This window comes from Lysinibacillus sp. GW247-5R2A, assembly GCF_059424475.1.
This window is the reverse complement of the sequence record NZ_JBWKZL010000001.1, coordinates 446,775-470,182: the sequence shown is the minus strand read 5'-3', so window position 1 is coordinate 470,182 and position 23,408 is coordinate 446,775. Positions and strand designations below refer to the sequence as shown.

Below are 23,408 nucleotides of genomic sequence, written 5' to 3'. Positions count from 1 at the left end.
AGGAGCAGCCATCATAAAAAAGAAAAAGGCTAGATTTTTTGCAGATGGATTAAAGAGGAAAGTTGTGATTAAAATGATAGATCTTCATGCCCATATATTATTTGATGTGGATGATGGGCCTAAAGACAAAACAGAATCCTTAAACATGTTGGAGCAAGCTGCACGGGAGGGGATAACAGATATTGTCTGTACCTCACATGCTATGCATCCACAATATCATGTCCAATATAGCAAGGTTCAAGCGCTAGTACATGATTTGCAACAGCTACTGCTACAACACCAAATTCCAATCACCCTCCACACAGGACATGAAGTTCGTTTAAATGATGAGCTTTTGGCACATCTACAGCAAAAGCAACTCCATACATTAGCCCACACTAACTATATTCTATTAGAACTTCCTTCAAATACGATTCCTGCCTACACGAAAGAGATGATTAGACATTTAAAATGTGCTGGATATACACCAATTTTGGCACACCCTGAACGAAATCTTGCCATTAGAGAAAATCCCAAAAGACTCGATGTCCTTATCCAAGAAGGTGCGTTTACACAAATAACAACAGGTAGTTTAACAGGTTTGTTTGGTAAGGAGGTACAGCGTTTATCATTAGCTTTAGTAAGAGCAAATTACATTCATACGATAGGCTCTGACGCCCATAATGTAAGTACAAGAAAATTCTGCTACCAAGAGGCACTCCAATATCTAGAGAAAAAGAATGAAATAGAGATGGTTGAGCGGCTCCTCATGAATAATGCAAATGTTTTAGCTAACAAGCCTATCATGCGATTTGAACTAGAGGATCTTGTCGTGAAGAAGCGATGGCTTATATTTTAATCTCCTATGTAGAATTGAGTGTGAGTATAATATGAAACTATTCATCACATTAGTGTTTAGCGCACTTATTTTTATGAGCCTTATGCAGCCCGTCGATGGCATTTACCATAAAGTATCTTTAATTATTAGCCTTTTCATTATAATAATCTCTATGCTTCAGCATAAAAAAATTAGTATTCAAAATGTACAAGCTAGTGTTTTTTTTAGTATGTATACGTTTTTTTGTGTCATCGCAGCAGGGGTAAACCAAGATATGAATTTATTGAAAAATAGTCTTCAATTATTTTGCATGTTTTTAGCCGTTTCTATTTTCTTTAATGATCTTGTGAGAGAGCATGTGATGGAGATTGTTGTGAATAGTGTTTTACTAGCCTACGTCCCATTTATTAGTTTATGTTTCCTACAAGCACGCTATATGTTTGGGGGCTTTGCAGGTGTTTTTGAAAATCCCAATACAATGGGGTTTTCTATGATTGGATTACTGGTTGTCGTACTTATAAGGCTATATCAGCTAACTATGAAAATGTTACATGAGCGACAACAGCCAAAATTAATTTTATTATTTGTTTTTTATACGACCATTTATTTAATGTGCTTGTATATTATACTACTTTCAAATGCTCGTACTTCATTGTTAACCGCTGCATTAGTGACGATTGTAGTGATTGTTTCCAGTATTAAAAACTTGAATAAAACCTTTCTGCCATTCCTAAAGTTCAGTACTCTTTTTGCGGCCACCGTTTTAGTTGTATTCATAGCCTTTCTGAAAATGGGTAGGATGCAAGATGCCGTACAAAGTATTGTATTGAAAATGGAAAAAAAATCTACGAACATAACAGATGGTCGTCTTGAAATTTGGCAATATGTTTTTGAGCATGTTCAATTTTGGGGACATGGTGTGGAATCATTATGGTCTATAGGAGTATCTCATGCTCATAATACATTGATTAATATTTTACAGGAGGCAGGTTTTCTGGCATTGGTTAGCTATTGCTGCTTTTTGCTAGCCATTGCCAAGGGCTATCGTCACATGAATGACCAACTTGCCGTTTTGATGGCGTTAATTATAGTTGCGATGCTAGGGGTTTCCACATTTGAAATTCTTTATTTTAACGTGCTCCATATTCTTGTGTTTGTTGTCAGTGGTAGCTTGAGAGATACAGGCAAAAAGACAATATTGACCGAATAAGAACTTGGCTTGTTTAATATACTTTATTAGCATTGCCGTTATCTGCCTATATTAGGAGGGATCCATTTTGTGAATGAAGAAATGACAATCCAAAGTCTAGTAAAAGTATTGCAAAAGCGCTGGTTCCTCATCCTAATACTGATGATGCTGTCGATCGGCATTGCCGTGTTCATTAGCTATTTTCTTCAAACGCCTATTTATGAGGCAGAAACTCAATTATTGGTCAATCAAAAAAGCTACGAGAATCAGCAACTAATTGGGGCGCAAAATGTGGATACGGACCTTCGTTTAATAAATACGTACAATGTCATTATTAAAAGTCCTGTTATTTTAACAAAGGTCATCGATGTTCTGGCACTAGATACATCTCCAGAAATTTTAATGAAGCAAATCGAGGTTTCAAGCGCCAATAATTCCCAAGTAGTTAATATTCGAGTACAGGATGAGAATGAGGCAAGGGCAGTGAAGATAGCCAATACGATTGCAGAGATTTTTAAAGAGGAAATTCCTGTTTTAATGCATGTGGACAATATTAATATTCTCTTTATTGCCCAATCCAGTGAACATACAGTACCAGTGAAACCAAATAAATTGTTGAACCTCCTAATAGCAGCTATTAGTGGTTTCAGTTTAGCACTCGTACTCGCCTATTTTTTAGAAACGCTTGATAGGACTGTTAAAACAGAGCAGGATATCGAGGAGATATTATCATTACCAGTGATTGGGGTAGTCAGTAATATAGAATTACTCCATAGTAAAAAATCAAGAGCTAGGGGGTCCTCCTAATGCTGTTCAAAAGAAAAACAAAACGAATCCCAATGGCTCGCAAGCTGATTACCGTTTCTGATATGATGTCTATTCCTTCAGAGCAATATCGTACCATTCGCGCGAATATTAAATTTTCACAACCCAATCAAGATGTCAAAACTATTCTAGTAACCTCCTCTATCGCCGGTGAAGGAAAATCGACAAATGCCGCGAATATCGGAGTCGTATTTTCACAGGAGGGGAAACGTGTTCTCATTATTGATGCGGATATGCGTAAGCCTACACTTCATCATACATTTTATCTTGATAATATATTTGGCTTATCATCTGTGTTATCACGCCAAGCAACCTTACAAGAGGTGATTCAAGAAACCTTTGTAGAAGGTGTGGATATTATTTCGAGTGGTGCTATTCCTCCTAATCCAACAGAATTATTAGCCTCTGAAACAATGACCTTCTTGCTACACGAAGTGAAAGAACAATACGATATTGTGATGATTGATGCCCCACCATTGCTTTTTTTATCGGATGCACAAATTTTATCGAATAAATGTGATGGTACTCTTTTAGTTGTTAATACGGGGACTGTAGGAAAAGCAGCTGTCGTAAAATCAAAATCCATCTTAACCATTTCCAAGGCCAATATATTAGGTGTCATCTTGAATAATTATAAAATGAAGGGCAGTACGTACGAGCAGTATTATGGAAAGGAATAAAATGGAGAATGACAGTGAAAAAGATTTTGCATATTATCCCCACTACTGATTTTGGTGGTATAACGACTATGATCGTAGATACTTGGTTGAATGTTAATAAATCGTTGTACCATTTTGATTTTGTGTCATTTAATAAAGGTACTTACCATGATATTATCTTACAGCAAGGTTCGAAAATATTTTACGAAACGTATATTACGGAACAAGGTCCACTTTCATATATGCGGAACATTTACCGGATCATCAAACAATATCAATATGATGCCGTTCATGATCATACAGGCTACCGAGCAGTTTTTACCATGCTAGCAGCTCGTTTGGCTGGTGTATCTTGCCGTGTCTTACATAGCCATACGAATGTCGCTGAAGAATGGAACAATAAAGCTCTGTTAGCCTTGCTGAAAAAACTGAGTGTTGGAAATGCAACGAGACTGGTAGCGTGTAGTCAAAAAGCAGGTGAGTTTTGCTTTGATAAAAAATCCTATGAGGTTGTCGCTAATCCAATCGATATGCAGAAGATAGAGCGGTTATCATCAGCGGAGAAAAAGAGCTTAGCAGAAGGTCTAGGGATTCAAGATGGAGATTTAGTCATAGGGCATATTGGTCGTTTTGTACCTGTGAAAAATCATCCGTTTTTAATTGAGCTTGCTGCTAGATTAAAGCACAAAGGAATTCCATTCAAATTACTTTTGATAGGGGATGGTCCCTTAGAGCAGGAAGTTCGCCATCTCGTCAAGCAACGAAAAATAGAGGATTGTGTTCGATTTTTAGGCCCGCGTGCGGATATTATTAAGCTCCTTCAGCTCATGGATAAGTTTATTTTACCGTCTTATTTTGAGGGTTTTGGCATTGTATTATTAGAAGCTCAAATTTGTGGTACACCAGCCATCGTTTCTTCCACACTGCCAAAAGAGGTAGACCTGAATGTTGGATTACTACAATATATAGATCTACAGGGAGAGGTCGATCATTGGCTGCAAGCTATTTCGGAAAATAATGAAAAGATAGATCCGCAAATTATTAAAAAGAGTCTTAAAAATAAAGGTTTTGATGCACAAGAAATAGCAACTAGATTATGTGCTCTTTACACTTAACTAGCAAATTAATTCAAAGGATGAGACTATCCAAAAGAAAATTAAAATTACTCATATAATCACTACGATAGGTCTTGGTGGAGCAGAAGCGATGCTGTATCGTCTCTTACAAAACGTCGATAGGGACTTATATGAGATAGAGGTTATTTGTCTAACAGAGATGGGAACTTATGGTGAGTTTATCGAACAGCAATTAAACATCAACGTCACTATATGTGATATGCGAAGGAATATGGGTAGTGCCTTTATTCAATGTTATAAAGGATGTCGAGAGAGTGATATTATTCAAACTTGGATGTATCATGCTAATTTCCTTGGATACATTCTTTCAAAATTACTGAAAAAGAAATTAATTTGGGGTATCCATCATAGTAATTTAAATAAGCATGACAATAAACGAAGGACAATTTTTATTGCAAAGCTTTGTGCTAGATTGTCTAAACATGTAGATGCTATTATTTCTTGTGGTCCAAAGGTGAAAGAAATCCATGAAGAGATTGGGTACAAAAATAAGCAACACCGAATTATTGTAAATGGTGTAAATACTGATTTTTATAAGCCTAGTAAAAAGCGCGAATATTATATGGAACGATTCAACATCCTAAACCAACCTATTTTATTGCATGTTGGTAGATGGGACCCTTTAAAGGATTATGAAAATTTGTTGGCAAGTTTGAAGCGATTAAGGCAGAAACGACAAGATTTTTATATATTTTTAGTAGGCTATGAAATAGATGGCTCCAATAAGGTATTGCGGCAAATGATTGAGAACGCACAATTAGAGCCGTTCACTTTCCTATTAGGTAGTAGAGATGATATTCCACAATTAATGGCAGCTGCAGATCTATTCATTTTATCCTCCTCAGGGGAGGGACTACCGAATGTGTTGGTAGAGGCACTTGCCAGTGGCACTTGCTGTGTGACTACAAATGTTGGGGATTGTGAATATTTAGTTGGGGATTACGGGGAGGTTGTACCAGCCAAAGATGCAATAGCTTTATCGCAGGCCATCAATAGGGCATTAAATTACGATTCAAAGCAATACGAACAAAAAGCTAGTCTTGGTCGTGCACATGTTTTAGCAAACTTTGAAATTAAGCATGTTGTAGCGCAATATCAATCTTTATATCCAGCTATTATTGATAGGAAAGACAATCCTTACTAACAGAAAGGTGTGCTCATGAAAGAAATTAAGATGGGAGCCATTCTTTCGTATCTGACAATCGGTTGCACGATGATTTCTTCCCTTCTTTTTACCCCCTTTATGATTTCGCTTCTTGGACAGAAAGAATTTGGATTATATTCCTTACTGATTGTCCTTGTTGGCTATCTTTCTATTTTAGATTTAGGGTTGGGCAATGCGATTGTACGCTATATTGCTAGAAATAGAGCAATAGCAGATAAGGCATTAGAAGCATCATTAAACGGATTTTTTTTGAAATTATTTATGGGTATTGGCTGTCTTACATTATTGATAGGCTTTTTCCTATTTTCGCAAGTACATATTATTTTTGGACAAAGCTTATCTGGAGACCAATTAGCCAAAGCCAAAGTAATGGGCTATATCATGACGATTAGTGTAGCGGTGCAATTTCCACTAGGTGTTTTCACCTCCATCTTACAAGCATATGAAAAATTTATTTTTATTAAATTAACAACATTACTACAGGTGATTGTACAGCCTTTGACAATGTTGTTTTTTCTGTTACAGGGAACCGATGCGGTAACATTAATCTATATTATTGCTATTTATAATATTCTCTTTTTAGTGTTGGATGCCGTTTATTGTATGAAAGTCCTATCCATCCAATTTACATTTACTTTAAAAAACACAAAGCTTATGAAGGAAATTTTTATCTATTCTTTTTTCATTTTCATTACAGTCATTGTCGATAAAATCTATTGGCAAACGGATCAGGTGCTATTAGGCATATTCAAAGGGACTGAGGATGTGGCAATTTATGCGGTAGCTATGCAAATAGTGCTCATATTTATGTCACTTGCGTTAGCCATAAGTGGTTTATTTCTACCTCGTATTTCTATGCTTGTCACAAAAGAAGATGGCTTATTAGAAATTAACCAATTATTCATTAAAGTGGGCGCCATTCAATTTTTAGTAGTTGGCTATATACTAGGTGGTTTTTTTCTGTTTGGAAAAGAATTTTTATTACTGTGGTTAGGCAAGGATTTTATGGCCATCTATGCAATTGTTCTTATTATTATGGTGCCATTTAGTATTGATCTCATACAAAATTTAGGTATTAATGTGTTGAAGGCGAAGAATCTTTTTAAATTTAGAACCATTTTGCTAATGATAGTGGCGGTCGTCAATATCATTGTATCCATACCGGCTATCTATTTTTATGGAAAAATAGGCACAGCAATTATTACGGCATGTTCTTTATTAATTGGAAATGTAGTGATCATGAATATTTATTACTATAAAAAAATTGGATTAGATATTTTGGGTTTTTGGCGGACAATTAGCAGGCTCGGTCTAGCATTTATATTGGCTATTTGCTGTAGTCAGCTTTTATGGGATTTAACGAAACCTCCGATTACTTGGGTTTCTATCATCCTTTATATTTTTTATTATACAGTCCTGGCTGGTGGGAGCCTTTTCTTTATTGGCATGACAAAAGAGCACAGAAGAACGTGGATAGAGTTATTACGTGAAGGAGGGGCAAAATTTTGGTCTTAGTAAGTGTGATTGTCCCTATTTATAATGCCGAGAATTATTTGCACAAATGTCTTACGAGTATTTGTCATCAAAGTTTAAAGGACATTGAAATTATTACGATTAATGATGGTAGCGAAGATCAATCCTTGACGGTTTTACAAAATTTCGCACAGATGGATGCTCGTATAACTGTTTTAGATATTGACAATGGTGGTGTTAGTAAGGCAAGAAATTTAGGGATGGAACAAGCCAAGGGACAATATATTACTTTTGTTGATGCGGATGATTGGCTAGAGCTAACTATGCTGGAAGAACTGTTTCAAGCCTGTAGGCTAACAGGTAGCAATATTGCTAAATGCGATTTATTTTGGCAGGAGGAAATGGGAAGTAGGCAGCTATATTATCCCTCAAAGTCATACTTTACTTATAGCGCAACCGCTTGTTTAAATAAATTATTTACAGAACTGGGTGAAAAGCATTTTGGTTTTGCCAGCTGTAAACTATATAAAAAATCCTTTATAGATTTGCATAAACTAAAATTTGATGAAACGATGAGTTTTGCAGAAGACACAGTGTTTCTAACGAGAGCTGTTATAAAGAATCAATCCATCTGCTATGTCCCAAAACAGCTTTATTACTATAATGTAGGCAATCAAAATTCTCTCACAAGTAGAGCAATGAGCAATGTAAGAAATAATTATGATTTGTTGTATAAAAAGCTTTTTGAGGAATTACAGAGTGGAGAGGTTTATGAGAAAGTAAAAAATAGCTTTTTAAATTACCAATTTGAAGGGCTCCTTGTTATTCTTCATCAATGCCCAGCTAAACCACGGGCCATTAAAAATGCTCTTCAATCCTTTTTACAAACGTATCCAGAAGTATTGAAGGTGAAATTAATGAACCGTAAACTACAACAATTTATTTTTTTAAAGCTCATAAAAATGAATTGGCTTACTGTATCCTCTACATTAATTTACATGAAGGTGAAAAGAGCAAAGTGATATAATGCCCAGATATTTATTTTATTTTGCTTAATCCTCCACCTAGCGTTACAATTAATGATGTTATTCAAGGTACGTAAAGTCTGTTTTTTAGAGACGTAATGGAAAGAAAGAGTGGTTGAAAAAATGAAAGTTTTATTTATTGGCGATATTGTTGGTTCAATTGGTCGGGATGCGGTAGAGAAATATTTACCTCGCTTAAAAAAGAAATATAATGTGGATGTTGTCATTGCCAATGGTGAAAATGCTGCGGCAGGACGCGGAATTACACATAATATTTATAATGACCTGCTACAAATGGGTGTAGACGTTATTACGATGGGTAATCATACATGGGATAATAAAGATATATTTGATTTTATTGATGATGCTGATTATTTAATACGTCCAGCCAATTTTTCCGAAGAAGCGCCAGGTAAAGGCATGGTGCAAATTTCTAAAAATGGTGTGACATTATCTGTCATTAATTTACATGGTCGTGTATTTTTACCACCTCATGAGGATCCATTTGCGATGGCAGAAAAATTGATTGAAGAAGCTCGTCAAACGTCACCGCTTGTATTTGTAGATTTCCATGCGGAGGCAACTAGTGAAAAGATCGCTCTGGGCTGGCACTTAGATGGAAAGGCTTCTGCAGTTGTTGGGACGCATACACATGTACAAACAGCAGATGCACGCATTTATCCCAATGGAACAGCCTATATTACAGATGTTGGTATGACAGGTCCATATGATGAGATTTTAGGAATGACGAAGGAAAGTGTTATTTATAAATTCCAAACAAATATGCCGTCTCGTTTTGAAGTACCGAAAAAAGGCCGAGAAGTATTAAGTGGTTTCTTTGTAGAGATTGATAATCAAACAGGGAAGGCTAAATCCTGTGAACGCATTTATATAAATGAGGATTATCCATTCCAAGGATAAAAAAGTCGAAGAATGTTGATTTACAGCGCTTTTACCGAGGAAACAGGATTCTTTGTGAAACTAGTCTATTTCCGTTTTGCGGAGCATAAAATGTGCTACGGACAATAACTTGAGGTCCAAAAAGGGGGACATGAGTTGTTGAGCGTAAACACTATTCGCGAAACGGGGAGGAATAATTGTGGATTCATTAAAAGTATCATCACGCTCTAATCCAAATTCAGTTGCAGGTGCATTAGTCGCGGTAATCAGAGAAAAAGGGCAAGCAGAAATGCAAGCAGTTGGGGCAGGTGCACTTAACCAAGCCGTGAAAGCAGTGGCCATCGCACGCGGATTTGTAGCGCCAAGTGGCACAGATTTAATTTGCGCGCCGGCGTTTGCCGATATTTTAATTGCTGGTGAAGAACGTACAGCCTTGAAGCTGCTAGTGGAAAAACGTAATCGATAAAAAAGTGTAATAAGTAAAATGCCTAGTCACATAATAAAGTGGCCAGGCATTTTTTCGTTTTCCTGTTTACATATGATAGATGTCACTTGAAATAGGTACGTTATTTTGCTTAGATTTGAAAATTACAACTTTATGAACAGGATTTTCAGTCAAAGGTCTGATTTTCGCCTAAATCGTTGAGAAACAATAGTGCAGAAGGTTTCTTCGTGTTAAACTTATGAAGGAAAAATAATAGTACACATTGGATTTAAGGAGTTGTTGACATGTTACATCAGCTTTCATGGAAAGTCGGTGGGCAACAGGGTGAAGGGATTGAGAGTACAGGTGAGATTTTCTCAATGGCAATGAATCGTCTAGGCTATTTCCTATACGGTTATCGTCACTTCTCTTCTCGAATTAAAGGTGGCCATACGAATAATAAAATTACAGTTCGTCCAACAGAAGTACGTGCAATTGCGGATGATTTAGATATTTTAGTGGCGTTCGATCAGGAAACAATCGATGTCAATTATAAAGAACTTACAGAAAACGGTGTTATTTTAGCGGATGCCAAATTCGATCCTGTTAAACCAGAAGATTCAAAGGCACCATTATTTGTTGTACCGTTTACGGAAATAGCAGCAGAGCTTGGGACGTCTTTGATGAAAAACATGGTAGCAATCGGAGCAACAGCGTCATTGCTAAATCTAGAAGATGCAGTGTTCCAAAATGTTGTCGATGATATTTTTGGGAAAAAGGGCGAAGAGGTCGTTCAAAAAAATATGGAAGCCATTACTCGTGGTCGTCAAATCATGAATGAGCTATTAGGTGATCGTGTAGGTGCATGGGAAATTTCTCCTGCGGATGGCAAGCGTCGTATGTTTATGATTGGTAACGATGCAGTGGCACTTGGTGCATTAGCTGCTGGGACACGCTTTATGGCAGCCTACCCAATTACGCCTGCTTCAGAAATTATGGAATACTTAATTAAAAAGTTACCGAAATTTGGTGGGACAGTTATCCAAACAGAGGATGAGATTGCCGCAGCAACAATGGCGATTGGCGCTAACTTTGGTGGTGTTCGTTCCTTTACAGCATCAGCTGGACCTGGTCTTTCTCTGATGATGGAAGCAATTGGTCTTTCAGGTATGACAGAGCAGCCATTAGTGGTCGTGGATACACAACGTGGAGGTCCTTCAACTGGGCTACCAACAAAGCAAGAACAATCGGACTTAATGGCAATGCTTTACGGAACACATGGAGAAATCCCTAAAGTAGTTATTGCACCTTCTACAATGGAGGAAGCATTCTTCGATACAATCCAAGCATTTAATATTGCAGAGGAATTGCAATTACCAGTTATCTTAATGACAGATTTACAATTATCGCTAGGGAAACAATCTGTAGAACCATTTGATTACAGTAAGATTGAAATTCGTCGCGGTAAAATTGTGATCGATGATCTTGAAGAAGCCACTGATAAAGCCTACTTCAAACGTTATGAAGATACTGAAGATGGGGTTTCACCTCGAGTATTACCTGGTACATTACATGGTATTCACCACGTTACTGGTGTTGAACATGATGAAACAGGAAAGCCATCTGAAGCAACAGGTAATCGTCAAACACAAATGGATAAACGTTTCCGTAAATTAGAAAGTTTGAAATTTGATAACCCTGTATTTGTAAATGCACCGCATGAGGAAGCCGAGATTTTATTAGTAGGCTTTAACTCAACAAGAGGAGCTATTGAAGAAGTGCAAGAACGACTAAATGCTCAAGGTATGAAAGTGAATCATGCACATATTCGTTTAGTTCACCCATTCCCATCTGCGGAAATGGCACCTCTTGTAGCACAGGCGAAAAAAGTGATCGTTGTAGAAAATAACTATACAGGTCAATTAGCTAATATTATGAAAATGAACATAGGTGGTCACGATAAAATCGCGACAATCACTAAATATAATGGTACACCATTCTTGCCAGGTGAATTAGAAAATCGTGTGAAGGAGTTGACTCACTAATGGCAACATTTAAGGATTTTCGTAATGCAGTAAAGCCAAACTGGTGCCCAGGTTGTGGTGACTTCTCTGTACAGGCGGCTATTCAACGTGCTGCTGCCAATGTTGGAATTGAACCAAATGAACTTGCAGTAATTTCTGGAATCGGTTGTTCAGGTCGTATTTCAGGTTATATTAATTCTTACGGATTCCATGGTATTCATGGTCGTGCACTTCCGATTGCACAAGGGTTAAAAATGGCTAATCGTGATTTACATGTCATCGCTTCTGGTGGTGATGGTGATGGATTTGCGATCGGTATGGGGCACACAATTCATGCGATTCGCCGTAACATTGATATTACGTATATTGTCATGGATAACCAAATTTATGGTTTAACAAAAGGTCAAACATCGCCACGTTCTGCTGCTGGATTTATTACTAAATCCACACCAGGTGGGGCAATTGAACCATCATTAAAACCACTAGAGGTAGCATTAACAAGTGGTGCAACATTTGTAGCACAAGGTTTCTCGACTGACATTAAAGAGTTAACAGCTTTAATCGAAGCAGGTATCAACCATAAAGGCTTCTCATTCATCAATGTCTTTTCACCTTGTGTCACATATAACAAAGTGAACACATACGATTGGTTTAAAGAGAACCTAACAAAGCTAGCGGATGTCGAAGGCTATGATCACACTGATCGCGGTATGGCAATGCGTACAGTAATGGAGAACGAGGGCTTAGTAACAGGCGTTATTTATCATGATACTGAAACAACGTCTTATCAAGAAAAAGTACCTGGTTACTCCGAGTTACCATTAACAGATATCGATATTAAAATGAGTGAAAATGAATTCAATGAGCTAGTAAAAGAATTTATGTAAAATGATAGAGTCAAAGCATTTGGACTGGTAAAAGTCCAAATGCTTTTTTTGTATGAATGTATTGCATGTAGAGTTAGAAAACAGCGGTAATGATAAAAAAATATGTGAAATCATATTCAAGCTGTGCAACTAAAACAAATACAAGGGGCTAGTAGAGGTAAAAATCTCCCCGAAAATGCTACAATAAAAGAAAAAAAGAGGCGATGCACGTGAATAACGTCATTGATTTTATTGCAAAGAAAAAAGAACGTGAAGAAAGGCAGCGTGCACAGGATTTAGAGCGTTATGTGGCGACACACTGCAATTTTGAACAACCAGAAAATATTGATGCACTCGTTGAGGGCAAACTGATAGAAGTCAAAGACCACTCATTATTTCTGGGCTTTCTGTCCATTTTAAAGGATGAGCAAATAGAGCCGATGACTATATTTCAGGATGTCTTTACGTTAGAACCCGCTCGTTTTGAAATGTCTTACAATATGAGATGGTGGTCTGTTGTTCAACTTGCGTTTACATTTTTAACAATTTTAAAGGAAAATGAGCCGCATACATATGCTGATTTTTTAGGTCTCTCCAAATAATCTAAGTATGTGTACGTCTGGTCAATCACACGTACACATACAACACCCCTATGTACTTCAATTAATTTTTAACTCTCTATCCATCTTTCTATTCATTCATAGATATTTATAATTTCTCAATAATTTTTACTAAATATTTTAACGACCTCCATACTTGCTTAATGTTTGTTTTATACCATTACAGGTGTAAGCAAATAAAAATAAACAAAAACAAATGGAGGGTCCAACACATGGCAATTCAAAAGTTGTGGAAAAAAGGCTTAATTGGTGCATTAGCTATTTCCATGTTGGCAGCTTGTTCAGACAGTTCATCAGGTGCAAATGAGGTAAATGAAGATGTAACGCTTGAAGAAATTACTACAAAAGCAAAGGAAGAGGGAACTGTCAACTCTGTTGGTATGCCTGATACATGGGCGAACTGGGTAGAAACTTGGGAGGAGCTAGGAACTGAATATAGCATTAAACACAAAGATACAGATATGTCGAGTGCTGAAGAGCTAGCGAAGTTTGAAGCGGAGAAAGATGATGCTACAGCAGATATCGGTGATGTAGGGATTGCTTTTGGTCCAATTGCCAAGGACAAGGGTCTCACATTACCATACAAAACTTCTTATTGGGATGAGATACCTGATTGGGCTAAAGACGATGAAGGCCATTGGATCGTAGGCTATACAGGAACTATTTCATTTTTAACAGATAATAATAATGTAAAAGATGCCCCTAAATCATGGGAGGATTTAAAAAATGGCGATTATACAGTCAGCATTGGGGATGCATTAACAGCTAACCAAGCACAGTTTGCTATTTTAGCAGCTGCTATGGCATTTGGTGGGGATGAATCTAATATTCAACCAGGGATTGATTTTTTTGCTGAGTTAGCGAAGCAAGGTAGATTACAGGGTGATCCATCGGTCGCAAACTTAGAAAAAGGAGAAATTGATGTCGCGATTTTATGGGATTTTAATGCCTTAGGCTATCGTCACCAAATTGATGAGGACCGTTTTGATGTAGTGATACCAACTGAGGGGTCTGTTACTTCAGGCTATGCAACGATCATTAACAAGTATGCGAAAAACCCACATGCGGCCATGCTAGCACGTGAATATATTTTATCTGATGCAGGTCAAGAAAATTTAGCAAAAGGCTATGCAAGACCAATTCGAGACAAAGTAGACCTACCACAGGATGTTAAAGATTTATTATTACCGGCTGATATGTATAACAATGCTCAGCCAGTAAACGATCAAAAGAAATGGGAAGAAACAACGAAGCAAATTCCACAATTATTTCAGGAGCAGGTGTTAATCCATGCAAAATAAGAAACTAGTTCTTATTGTCATTGATGCACTTCGCTTTGATACTGCTTGTAGCCATATGGGATTTTTACACCATTTAGTAGAGCGAAAGGTAGCAGCTCGCTATAAAATTTGTTCGGAGGTTCCAGCGTTATCCAGACCCTTGTATGAAACCATTTTAACAGGGACACCCCCCATCGTTCATGGTGTCACAAGCAATATGACCGTCCGTTTATCGACTCAACAAAGTGTCTTTCATGTTGCGAAGGAACACGGATTGACTACTGCAGCCTCAGCCTATTATTGGGTAAGTGAGCTTTATAACAGAGCACCATTTAATCATATGGCTGACAGAATTCAACTGGATACATCCTTACCAATTGACAATGGATTGTTCTATTTTGAGGATCATTATCCGGATAGTCATGTATTTGCAGATGCAGCATGGCTAATGGATGAAAAGCAGCCTGATTTCCTTTATATTCATCCGATGAATGTTGATGATGATGGTCATAAATTTACTGCGGATTCCGCCCAATATCGCAATCGTGTTTTAGCGATGGATGCCTTAATATCATTATTCATCCCAAAATGTATGGCGCAAGGGTATGAGGTCATTGTTACAGCGGATCATGGCATGACGAGTGATGGCAATCATGGAGGAACAACGGATGAGGATCGATATGTTCCACTGTTTGTAATAGCCGATTCTGTTAAGGCAGGGATAAATGAGGGTGTCGTTTCACAATTACAAATTGCACCACTTTGCTGTCATTTATTGAATATGGAGCCTACTGATGAGATGGTGCCACTTTTGCTTGAAGGTGTGTATGCAGCAAAAGAGGTTTAACTAATAATAGTCGCTCCTTAGACTGACTGGAGCGACTATTATCTCCTTGAGCAGCAGTAATTATAGAAAGAAGTGATTGTGTTGATATCGAAGCGGCAATCCATTGCCTGGCTTTCTCCTTTTCTTGTATTACTATTATTATTTTTCCTTGTCCCTTTATTGTATATGCTCATAACTAGCTTTCAAAATAGTGATGGCTTTACGCTGGCGCAATACAAGGCTGTCTTTACAAACGGCTATATTCTACAGGGCTTTAAAAATAGTATTACCTTATCCGTCATTTCAGCTCTTATCGCGTTGATGGTTACATTGTTCGCGGTCTATGCCATGATGAAGTTTTCGGAGCCAGTAAGGGAGAAAATTTTAATACTAACAAATTTAACATCTAATTTTTCGGGTATTCCGTTAGCATTTGCTTTTATTGTGTTACTTGGCAACAGTGGTTTATTTACACTGTTATTTGAAAAATGGGACATCGATGCACTATCATCATTTTCACTTTATAGTTGGGGTGGCCTTTTATTAATATATATTTACTTTCAGCTTCCGCTATCGCTTATGCTGTTATATCCGATTTATGATGGAATCCAGCAGCAGTGGAAGGAGGCAGCTGCACTTTTAGGGGCATCCAGTTGGCAATTTTGGATGAAAATTGGTTTACCAGTTATGCTACCAGGGATTGTCGGAACTTTTAGTGTGTTATTTGCTAATGCGATGGGGGCGTATGCCTCTGCCTATGCGCTGACGAGCAGTAATTATAACTTAGTGGCGATTCGTATTGGCTCATTAATTAAGGGTGATATCTTTGCCCAACCAGAGCTAGCAAGTGCGATAGCGGTCATTTTAGCCGTATCCATGGTAACGGCTATGTTAATTAGTGAGTGGAGCATCTCAAAAACAAGGAGGAAACTTAAATGAAGAAGAGGGGCTTGGCCGATTTATTTTTCCTCCTATTAGTTGGTTATCTTATATTGCCCGTTCTAGCAACGATGCTCTATGCTTTTGCATCAAAATGGAATAAAACGATATTACCTGAAGGATTTACATTAAAATGGTTTGCCACATTGTTTCAGGATAGTGATTTTATTCAAGCATTTGGACGTTCAGTATTATTAGCAGGAGGTGCTGTTAGTATTGCACTCCTTATTATTGTGCCAGCCATCTTCGTTATTGTTTTGTACTTCCCTACGTATGAAAAGTGGATACAGATGGCCGTTGTCATGGTTTATTCTTTTCCAGGAATCATTTTAGCGGTAGGACTTATCCGCGTTTATAGTCAAATAGGGATACCGATGATTTTCGTTGTTTTAGGGGCCTATGTTGTTGGCATTTTACCTTATATCTATCAGGGCACACGAAATAGTTTGCGAAATATAGATGCAAGGCAACTTCTTGATGCAGCTCAATTGCTGGGCGCTTCTAAAAGGCAAGCATTCACAAAAATTTTACTGCCTACAGTTTATCCCGGCTTATTTGCAGGTGCGCTACTATCTTTCTCTGTTTTATTTGGCGAATTTGTCTTAATTAATCTTGTTGTGGGCTCTCGCTTTGAAACCGTTCAAATTTATTTAATGAAAAAACTTAGTACAAGTGGACATATTGCTAGCGCAGTAGTTTTCATTTATATCGTGCTGATGGGTTTATTAACATTTGTCATTGCAATAGTAACGAAACGATCGAAAGGTGCTACAAATCTATGAGTTATCTTGTTATTGAAGGGCTTCATAAAAACTATGGGTCATCCACTGTTTTATCGAATATTAATATGAAAATTGACAAAGGTGAATTTATTACTTTATTAGGACCGAGCGGCTGTGGAAAAAGTACAATTCTTCGTATTGTTGCAGGCTTAACGCATGCAACGACAGGCAAAATTTCCATTGAAGGCAAAGATATGAATGGTGTACAGCCGAAGGATCGTCAAGTGGGGATGGTTTTTCAATCCTATGCACTTTTCCCGAATATGACTGTGCAAGAAAATGTCGCCTTTGGTTTGCATATGCAAAAAGAGAATTCAGTTGAGCTAGAAAAGCGCGTTCAAGACATGTTGGAGCTTGTTCATTTAAGCGAAAAAGCGCACGCTTATCCGAAAGAACTATCGGGAGGTCAACAGCAACGTGTTGCACTAGCGCGAGCGTTAATTGTCCGTCCTAAAGTGTTGTTATTAGACGAGCCACTTAGTGCGCTTGATGCTCAAATACGTAAGAAGCTTCAGGCAGATTTACGGGCCATTCAACGGAAGCTCAATATGACGATGATTTTAGTAACGCATGATCAGGAAGAGGCCATGGCTGTTTCAGATAGAATATTTGTAATGAATAATGGCAGTATTGCGCAAAGTGGGACACCAACTGAGATTTATACAAAACCTGATAATGAATTTATTGCTAATTTTATTGGGCATTATAATGTTTTTTCTCGACAGGCTTTACAGCAAATGCTCGGAGAACCTTTACCAGAGCCATACCGTAAATTTGCGATTCGTCCTGAAGCTTTGCATTTCGATAAAAGAAATGGTGATCTGTGTTTAACAGGAATAGCGAAACAATCGTTAATGAGTGGCAATATCATTCGAACAATGTTTGAGGGAGAGGTCTTATTTACAATGGAGCAGCTGCATCAACAGGGCTATTCAATTGAAATGGGAGCAACCTATAAGTGTTATGTCGCACAAGAAGATGTGATTGCATTATCATGACTTACGCAAAACTAGAAAGATTCGAATTCATATTAAAACAATTAGAGTGGGAAGGGAAAATTATTGTTGCGAATATTGCTGATGCGCTTCAAGTAGCCCCTGAAACAATACGAAGAGACTTTGATGAATTAGAGCAACAGCGTTTATTAACAAGAGTGCATGGAGGAGCTATTAAATATACGAACGTACGCAATGAGCCTGCCTTTTTGCGTAAGCTACAAATGCAGAAAGAGGCTAAGCGTCAAATTGCTCGTATGGCCGCTAAACGCATTAGTGATGGAGATACGATAGCAATTGATACGGGCACAACAACGGTTCATATTGCAGATTTTCTACTAGCTGTTGACGATATAACAGTTGTTACAAACTCGATTGCAGCAGCTGTCCAGTTTAATTTAGCGATAGAGGAAAGACGCATGACTGGGAAGGTTATTTTACTAGGCGGTACGGCGAATCCTCGGCAATCCTCTGTCGCAGGAGCAATGACTTTGGAAATGTTAGATAATATGAATTTTGATAAAGCATTTATTTCATGTGGTGGCATTAGTGATGGTGTTGTTTACGATTATGATTTAGATGAATCTCTCATTTCAAAAAAAATGCAAAAGCATAGTAAGGTTAATTATTTATTAGCAGATGCATCCAAAATTAATGGAAAATCATTTTTTCAAATCTGTCATCTTGAAGAATGTACGGAAATTTTTTGTGAAAATACCTGTCCATTAGAATGGCAGGCTTATGAGGAAAAATGGACGGTATGTAATGGAGGGAAAAGTTGATGACAATTGATTATCATGTACATTTAGAAGAGGGGCCTTATTCATCGCGCTGGCTAGAGCGTACATCACAGGCGCTTGAGTTCTTTCAACATGTGGATACTACTGCACAAGGTTCAAAGGAGCAGATGACCTTTCAACTACAGAGGTTAACAAAGAGGGTTCAAAATGGCTGCTATAGTGAGGAATGGTTGGATTTATATCTTCAGCAAGCAAAGCAGCTTGGTTTACGAGAGGTTGGCATTGTTGATCACTTATATCGTTTTAAGGAGACACGTGCTTACTTCGAGCGCTTTATGAAATTGGACGATAGTGAGATTGGTCAATTACAGCGATATTGGCTAGATCGTGTCATGACAGAAAATATCGATACCTTTGTCTCTACCATTCAGCAGGCGAAGGAAAAATGGCACCGAGAAGGCATTGCCCTGAAGCTAGGTATAGAGGCAGATTATTTTATAGGTGGGGAAATGGAGCTAACTTCTTTATTAGCCGAACATCCGTGGGATTATGTAATTGGCTCAGTCCATTTTGTAGATGGCTGGGGCTTTGATAATCCCCAAACAGAATATCTATTTAAGCAAATGAGTTCGCAAGCCTTACAAGAAAACTATGAGCGCTTCTTTATAACAGTTGAAAACATGATTCAGTCCAAACTATTTGATTTTGTGGCCCATTTGGACAACTTTAAAGTATTTAATTATCAGGTAGAGGATCAGGCATTTCTAAAAGTGTGGTATGAACGTATCGCACAAGCTTTAACGTCAACTGAAACTGCCACGGAGATCAATGCCGGGTTGTATTATCGTTATCCTGTAAAAGAAATGTGCCCTGGCCCTCGCTTTTTACAAACCTTACTTGATTATGGGGTTATTTTTACAGTTTCCTCGGATGCCCATTTCCCTGATGATTTAGGAAAGTATACATTTGCCAATACAGGCTTGCTAAAGAGCCATGGGGTTCAATCCATCGTCTCTTTTGAACAACGCATTAAAAAATTTATAGAAATATAGATACGGGAGAAGGCACTAAAGTTTTATATATTAGTGTCTTTTATTTGTGCTACATAAGTCCAATCTAGTTCGCATAAAAATGTATAAATTCATTTTTACAAGAGAGGCGATCGAATTGTCATACCTACATGTACAACCATTTTTGCCTATTGTTATACAATCAGGACAGCATGCCTATGGGGTAGCCCGTTCATTTTATGAGGCCTATACTATGAAGAGCCTTGTCATCGAGCCAGCTAGAAAGCGGGGGAATTTCCAATCATTTTTCTCCAGTGGTACGCGGGGAATCGCCACGCAAAATAGTGGTATCCTTGACTTTCAATATGTAGAGAATTTAGATGACCCTAACCATTTTGTACAAGCGCTGTTGACGCTGGCAAAGCAGTTTCAGCATCAACGATTAATTTTATTAGTTTGCGACTGCTTTTACGCAGAGCTGATTATTAAAAATAAAAAGCAGCTAGAAAAATATTTTATTTTACCCTATATCGATCAAGTTTTGCTCAAGAAGGTTCAAACGAAGGAAAAATTTTATCAACTTTGTGACTTGTATAAGTTAAAATACCCCCAAACAGTGACTGTAACAAAGGAACAACAGACAAACTGCTTCATACCATTCCATTACCCAATCATTATTAAACCTTCCAATTCTGTGGCGTACTCTAGCTGCTTCTTTCCTGAGAAGAAAAAAATTTATCTAGTCCATAATGACAGCGAGATGCAACAGATTGTTCGTAGTATTTATCGCTCAAGCTATCAGGATACTTTAATTTTACAGGAGTTTATCCCCGGTGATGATTCGTTCATTCGCGTATTAGACGTGTATGTAGGGAGAGATAAAAAAGTGAAATTGATGTGTTTAAGCAATAAGCTTTATGAGGACCCCTCCCCGCAAAACAAAGGTATCTCTTTAGCTGTCATGATCGATTATGATGAGCAATTGATGGATACAATCCGGCATCTGTTAGAGGACATCGGTTATACGGGCTTTGCCAATTTTGATATGAAATATGATCCGCGTGATGGGGAGTATAAGTTATTTGAGCTCAATTTACGAGCCGGTTCTTCCAGCTATTATGTTACAGCGAGCGGCCATAACTTCATGCAATATGTAGTGGATGATCATCTATTCCACATCCCGCTTGAACGAACATATGTCCAATCTAAGCATTTGTGGTCACTACTACCTCCCAAAACTTTATATAAATGTATGGGAAATGAAAAATTAAAAATTGAAGCCAAACGATTAGTGAAACAAGGCCAATATACAAATGCTTTATTTTATAAAGAGGATATGAGTATGAAGCGTTGGGTCAAGCTGAAAATATACAATGGATACTTATATATAAAGCATAGGAAGTATTTTATTGATCGTAACGTTTAGCTCTTTTATTAGATAAGATAAAACTTGAAATTGGACGGATTTATCCTTTCAGCTACTTGTAATTAAGTCGAAACCACGACATTTGAAGCGCAAGCCTTGTAGGAAGTATCAACTATTCAGTATAATAGTAAGATGGAAATTCAAGTGCATGGATTTCGTTTGAAAGGAGTTACCTGATTGCGATGAATGAGGAACAACGCTTAGCTAATCAACAGGTCAATCAACCAAAAAAAGAAGACAAGCCTGAAAAGGATTACAGTAAATATTTTGAGAAGGTCTTTACGGCACCTTCCTTAAAAGATGCAAAAAAACGTGGTAAAGAAGATGTGAAATACCATAAGGATTTTAGCATTGACGAACAATTTGCAGGAATGGGTAAAGATCGTACTTTCTACATTCGTACTTATGGCTGCCAAATGAATGAGCATGACACAGAGGTAATGGCTGGTATTTTTATGCAGCTGGGTTACACACCAACTGAAATAATTGAAGAGGCTGACGTCGTCTTGCTGAATACATGTGCCATTCGAGAAAATGCAGAAAACAAAGTATTTGGAGAACTTGGTTTCCTGTTGAAATATAAACGAAAAAACCCAGAGATGCTAATCGGGGTTTGTGGCTGTATGTCGCAAGAGGAATCGGTTGTAAATAAAATTTTAAGAAGCTATCCACATGTCGATATGGTTTTTGGAACGCATAATATTCACCGCCTTCCAAACATTCTTAAAGAAGCGTATATGTCGAAAGAAATGGTCGTAGAGGTTTGGTCTAAAGAAGGCGATGTGATTGAAAATCTGCCGAAGAAACGTCTTGGTTCCATTAAAGCATGGGTTAATATTATGTATGGTTGCGATAAATTCTGTACGTATTGTATCGTACCGTATACACGTGGAAAAGAGCGGAGTCGTCGTCCAGAGGAGATCATTGCTGAGGTCCGAGAGCTAGCGGCAGCAGGCTATCAGGAGATTATGCTGCTTGGTCAAAATGTCAACGCTTACGGGAAAGACTTTGAGGATATCGAATATCGTCTTGGAGATTTAATGGATGCTTTAAGAAAAATTGATATTCCACGTATTCGTTTTACAACGAGTCACCCTCGAGATTTCGATGATCAACTAATCGAAGTACTTGCAAAACGTGGTAATTTAGTAGAACATATTCATTTGCCAGTACAATCTGGCTCTAATGACATTTTAAAAATTATGGCTCGAAAATATACACGCGAGCATTTCCTGACATTAGTAGAAAAAATTAAAGCTGCAATTCCTGAAGTAACATTAACGACAGATATTATCGTTGGCTACCCAAACGAGACGGAGGAACAATTTGAGGAAACGCTTTCCTTATATCGTGAAGTTGGCTTTGAGGCAGCATTTACGTATATTTATTCTCCTCGTGAAGGGACACCGGCTGCAAAAATGGTCGATAATGTACCTGAAGAAGTGAAAAAGGAACGACTTCAACGTTTAAATGAAGTGGTAGGTGAGTATTCTCGCAAAGCCTTAGAGCGTTTAAATGGTGAAGTTGTCGAAGTATTAGTTGAAGGAACAAGTAAACGACGAGATGATGTGCTAGCAGGCTATACGCGAAAAAATCGTCTGGTCAACTTTAAAGCACCAGCAGAAGTAATTGGTCAATTAGTAAAAGTAAAAATTATAGAGACTACATCCTATTCACTTACTGGTGAGTTTTTGGAAGTCGTAAAAAATGAAAAGGTGGAAGCGTAAATGACACAAATCTTATTCACAAAAGAAGATTTAATTAAAAAATCACATGAAATTGCACATATGATTGCAAATACACCAGAGGTTGAATTTTTCAAAAAGGCAGAAGCTCAAATCAATGAAAATCAACAAGTACGTGAACGAATTGCTAGTCTAAAAAGTTTACAAAAACAAGCGGTTAATTTCCAACACTTAGGAAAAGAAAAAGCGCTAAAAATGATTGAAGATAAAATCGCCAAAATCGAAGAAGAAATTAATGGCATCCCAGTTGTTCAACAATTTAAAGAATCACAAGGCGATGTAAATGATTTATTGCAATTAGTTTCAAATACGATCGCAAATAATGTAACAAATGAAATTATCCGCTCAACAGGTGGCGATGTGCTACGTGGTGAAACGGGTTCATATGTAGACAATTCTCAACCAGGTAGCTGTTCTTAACAGATTATAGAAGTAAAGCTCGAATGACAGCATTCGAGCTTTTTTATGTTCATTTCTATGAGGGAATGCTCACGCTAGAGCAGTCATCTTTCGAAAAGTGTTGTGGAGGAATCATTTAATTC

Annotated in this window: 23 protein-coding genes; all 23 read left to right on the top strand. The window is 37.6% G+C overall.

Annotated elements, in window-relative coordinates; genetic code table 11:
• The first annotated feature begins 73 nt into the window (after positions 1–73).
• The 23 genes from AC07YC_RS02325 to AC07YC_RS02215 all read left to right on the top strand — a co-directional run bounded on the left by AC07YC_RS02325 (position 74) and on the right by AC07YC_RS02215 (position 23,286).
• Positions 74–838, top strand: a complete 765-nt coding sequence (locus AC07YC_RS02325; RefSeq protein WP_494918383.1) for a tyrosine-protein phosphatase — start codon at positions 74–76, stop codon at positions 836–838.
• 31 nt (positions 839–869) lie between these two features.
• Positions 870–2,027: an O-antigen ligase family protein gene (locus tag AC07YC_RS02320; protein WP_494918280.1), complete on the top strand. Its 1,158-nt coding sequence runs from the start codon at positions 870–872 to the stop codon at positions 2,025–2,027.
• Positions 2,028–2,096: 69 nt separating this feature from the next.
• A complete protein-coding gene (locus tag AC07YC_RS02315; RefSeq protein ID WP_336634297.1) occupies positions 2,097–2,813 on the top strand; it encodes a YveK family protein in 717 nt (238 codons plus the stop codon).
• The gene (locus AC07YC_RS02310) at positions 2,813–3,511 is read left to right on the top strand and encodes a CpsD/CapB family tyrosine-protein kinase (RefSeq protein WP_036147488.1); all 699 of its coding nucleotides are present in this window, start codon (positions 2,813–2,815) and stop codon (positions 3,509–3,511) included. The genes AC07YC_RS02315 and AC07YC_RS02310 overlap by 1 nt, the downstream gene beginning before the upstream one ends.
• Before the next feature lie 8 nt (positions 3,512–3,519).
• On the top strand, positions 3,520–4,605 hold the full coding sequence (locus tag AC07YC_RS02305) for a glycosyltransferase (protein WP_494918279.1): 1,086 nt from the start codon (positions 3,520–3,522) through the stop codon (positions 4,603–4,605).
• A 7-nt stretch (positions 4,606–4,612) separates the two neighbouring features.
• Entirely contained in the window at positions 4,613–5,770 is a 1,158-nt protein-coding gene (locus AC07YC_RS02300) for a glycosyltransferase (protein ID WP_494918382.1), read from the top strand.
• A 15-nt stretch (positions 5,771–5,785) separates the two neighbouring features.
• Positions 5,786–7,306 (top strand): oligosaccharide flippase family protein, encoded by a 1,521-nt coding sequence (locus AC07YC_RS02295; RefSeq protein ID WP_494918278.1) that lies wholly within the window; start codon positions 5,786–5,788, stop codon positions 7,304–7,306.
• A complete protein-coding gene (locus AC07YC_RS02290; protein ID WP_494918277.1) occupies positions 7,297–8,286 on the top strand; it encodes a glycosyltransferase family 2 protein in 990 nt (329 codons plus the stop codon). The genes AC07YC_RS02295 and AC07YC_RS02290 overlap by 10 nt, the downstream gene beginning before the upstream one ends.
• Before the next feature lie 126 nt (positions 8,287–8,412).
• Positions 8,413–9,210, top strand: a complete 798-nt coding sequence (locus AC07YC_RS02285; RefSeq protein WP_036124138.1) for a TIGR00282 family metallophosphoesterase — start codon at positions 8,413–8,415, stop codon at positions 9,208–9,210.
• Positions 9,211–9,388: 178 nt separating this feature from the next.
• Positions 9,389–9,655, top strand: coding sequence for a stage V sporulation protein S (locus AC07YC_RS02280; protein WP_008178903.1), 267 nt, complete (start codon positions 9,389–9,391; stop codon positions 9,653–9,655).
• A gap of 263 nt (positions 9,656–9,918) precedes the next feature.
• On the top strand, positions 9,919–11,658 hold the full coding sequence (locus AC07YC_RS02275) for a 2-oxoacid:acceptor oxidoreductase subunit alpha (RefSeq protein WP_403081747.1): 1,740 nt from the start codon (positions 9,919–9,921) through the stop codon (positions 11,656–11,658).
• On the top strand, positions 11,658–12,524 hold the full coding sequence (locus AC07YC_RS02270) for a 2-oxoacid:ferredoxin oxidoreductase subunit beta (RefSeq protein WP_012293343.1): 867 nt from the start codon (positions 11,658–11,660) through the stop codon (positions 12,522–12,524). Before AC07YC_RS02275 ends, AC07YC_RS02270 begins: the two co-directional genes overlap by 1 nt.
• Before the next feature lie 203 nt (positions 12,525–12,727).
• Positions 12,728–13,105, top strand: coding sequence for a hypothetical protein (locus tag AC07YC_RS02265; protein WP_008178900.1), 378 nt, complete (start codon positions 12,728–12,730; stop codon positions 13,103–13,105).
• A gap of 230 nt (positions 13,106–13,335) precedes the next feature.
• On the top strand, positions 13,336–14,424 hold the full coding sequence (locus tag AC07YC_RS02260; RefSeq protein WP_336634292.1) for an ABC transporter substrate-binding protein: 1,089 nt from the start codon (positions 13,336–13,338) through the stop codon (positions 14,422–14,424).
• Positions 14,414–15,250: an alkaline phosphatase family protein gene (locus AC07YC_RS02255; RefSeq protein ID WP_494918276.1), complete on the top strand. Its 837-nt coding sequence runs from the start codon at positions 14,414–14,416 to the stop codon at positions 15,248–15,250. The genes AC07YC_RS02260 and AC07YC_RS02255 overlap by 11 nt, the downstream gene beginning before the upstream one ends.
• Before the next feature lie 72 nt (positions 15,251–15,322).
• Positions 15,323–16,168 carry an ABC transporter permease gene (locus AC07YC_RS02250; RefSeq protein ID WP_494918275.1) on the top strand — a complete coding sequence of 282 codons (846 nt, stop codon included), beginning with the start codon at positions 15,323–15,325 and terminating at the stop codon, positions 16,166–16,168.
• Entirely contained in the window at positions 16,165–16,950 is a 786-nt protein-coding gene (locus AC07YC_RS02245; protein ID WP_494918274.1) for an ABC transporter permease, read from the top strand. Before AC07YC_RS02250 ends, AC07YC_RS02245 begins: the two co-directional genes overlap by 4 nt.
• Positions 16,947–17,948, top strand: a complete 1,002-nt coding sequence (locus AC07YC_RS02240; protein WP_336634288.1) for an ABC transporter ATP-binding protein — start codon at positions 16,947–16,949, stop codon at positions 17,946–17,948. The genes AC07YC_RS02245 and AC07YC_RS02240 overlap by 4 nt, the downstream gene beginning before the upstream one ends.
• Complete coding sequence (locus AC07YC_RS02235) at positions 17,945–18,727, top strand: DeoR/GlpR family DNA-binding transcription regulator (RefSeq protein ID WP_008178893.1); 783 nt, start codon at positions 17,945–17,947, stop codon at positions 18,725–18,727. Before AC07YC_RS02240 ends, AC07YC_RS02235 begins: the two co-directional genes overlap by 4 nt.
• On the top strand, positions 18,727–19,737 hold the full coding sequence (locus AC07YC_RS02230; RefSeq protein WP_494918273.1) for a histidinol phosphate phosphatase domain-containing protein: 1,011 nt from the start codon (positions 18,727–18,729) through the stop codon (positions 19,735–19,737). Before AC07YC_RS02235 ends, AC07YC_RS02230 begins: the two co-directional genes overlap by 1 nt.
• 79 nt (positions 19,738–19,816) lie before the next feature.
• Positions 19,817–21,121 carry a carboxylate--amine ligase gene (locus AC07YC_RS02225; RefSeq protein WP_494918271.1) on the top strand — a complete coding sequence of 435 codons (1,305 nt, stop codon included), beginning with the start codon at positions 19,817–19,819 and terminating at the stop codon, positions 21,119–21,121.
• Positions 21,122–21,303: 182 nt separating this feature from the next.
• The gene (miaB, locus tag AC07YC_RS02220; protein ID WP_144787180.1) at positions 21,304–22,848 is read left to right on the top strand and encodes a tRNA (N6-isopentenyl adenosine(37)-C2)-methylthiotransferase MiaB; all 1,545 of its coding nucleotides are present in this window, start codon (positions 21,304–21,306) and stop codon (positions 22,846–22,848) included.
• Positions 22,849–23,286, top strand: a complete 438-nt coding sequence (locus AC07YC_RS02215) for a YlbF/YmcA family competence regulator (RefSeq protein WP_336634285.1) — start codon at positions 22,849–22,851, stop codon at positions 23,284–23,286.
• Positions 23,287–23,408: the final 122 nt, after the last annotated feature.

Bases quoted from the DNA above. Each gene is read 5' to 3' on its own strand.
- AC07YC_RS02230 (WP_494918273.1), top strand. From the start codon at position 18,727: ATGACAATTGATTATCATGTACATTTAGAAGAGGGGCCTTATTCATCG.
- AC07YC_RS02295 (WP_494918278.1), top strand. From the start codon at position 5,786: ATGAAAGAAATTAAGATGGGAGCCATTCTTTCGTATCTGACAATCGGT.
- AC07YC_RS02235 (WP_008178893.1), top strand. From the start codon at position 17,945: ATGACTTACGCAAAACTAGAAAGATTCGAATTCATATTAAAACAATTA.
- AC07YC_RS02305 (WP_494918279.1), top strand. From the start codon at position 3,520: ATGACAGTGAAAAAGATTTTGCATATTATCCCCACTACTGATTTTGGT.
- AC07YC_RS02225 (WP_494918271.1), top strand. From the start codon at position 19,817: ATGTATAAATTCATTTTTACAAGAGAGGCGATCGAATTGTCATACCTA.
- miaB (WP_144787180.1), top strand. From the start codon at position 21,304: ATGAATGAGGAACAACGCTTAGCTAATCAACAGGTCAATCAACCAAAA.
- AC07YC_RS02265 (WP_008178900.1), top strand. From the start codon at position 12,728: ATGCACGTGAATAACGTCATTGATTTTATTGCAAAGAAAAAAGAACGT.
- AC07YC_RS02245 (WP_494918274.1), top strand. From the start codon at position 16,165: ATGAAGAAGAGGGGCTTGGCCGATTTATTTTTCCTCCTATTAGTTGGT.
- AC07YC_RS02255 (WP_494918276.1), top strand. From the start codon at position 14,414: ATGCAAAATAAGAAACTAGTTCTTATTGTCATTGATGCACTTCGCTTT.
- AC07YC_RS02310 (WP_036147488.1), top strand. From the start codon at position 2,813: ATGCTGTTCAAAAGAAAAACAAAACGAATCCCAATGGCTCGCAAGCTG.
- AC07YC_RS02215 (WP_336634285.1), top strand. From the start codon at position 22,849: ATGACACAAATCTTATTCACAAAAGAAGATTTAATTAAAAAATCACAT.
- AC07YC_RS02240 (WP_336634288.1), top strand. From the start codon at position 16,947: ATGAGTTATCTTGTTATTGAAGGGCTTCATAAAAACTATGGGTCATCC.
- AC07YC_RS02285 (WP_036124138.1), top strand. From the start codon at position 8,413: ATGAAAGTTTTATTTATTGGCGATATTGTTGGTTCAATTGGTCGGGAT.
- AC07YC_RS02270 (WP_012293343.1), top strand. From the start codon at position 11,658: ATGGCAACATTTAAGGATTTTCGTAATGCAGTAAAGCCAAACTGGTGC.
- AC07YC_RS02275 (WP_403081747.1), top strand. From the start codon at position 9,919: ATGTTACATCAGCTTTCATGGAAAGTCGGTGGGCAACAGGGTGAAGGG.
- AC07YC_RS02325 (WP_494918383.1), top strand. From the start codon at position 74: ATGATAGATCTTCATGCCCATATATTATTTGATGTGGATGATGGGCCT.
- AC07YC_RS02320 (WP_494918280.1), top strand. From the start codon at position 870: ATGAAACTATTCATCACATTAGTGTTTAGCGCACTTATTTTTATGAGC.
- AC07YC_RS02260 (WP_336634292.1), top strand. From the start codon at position 13,336: ATGGCAATTCAAAAGTTGTGGAAAAAAGGCTTAATTGGTGCATTAGCT.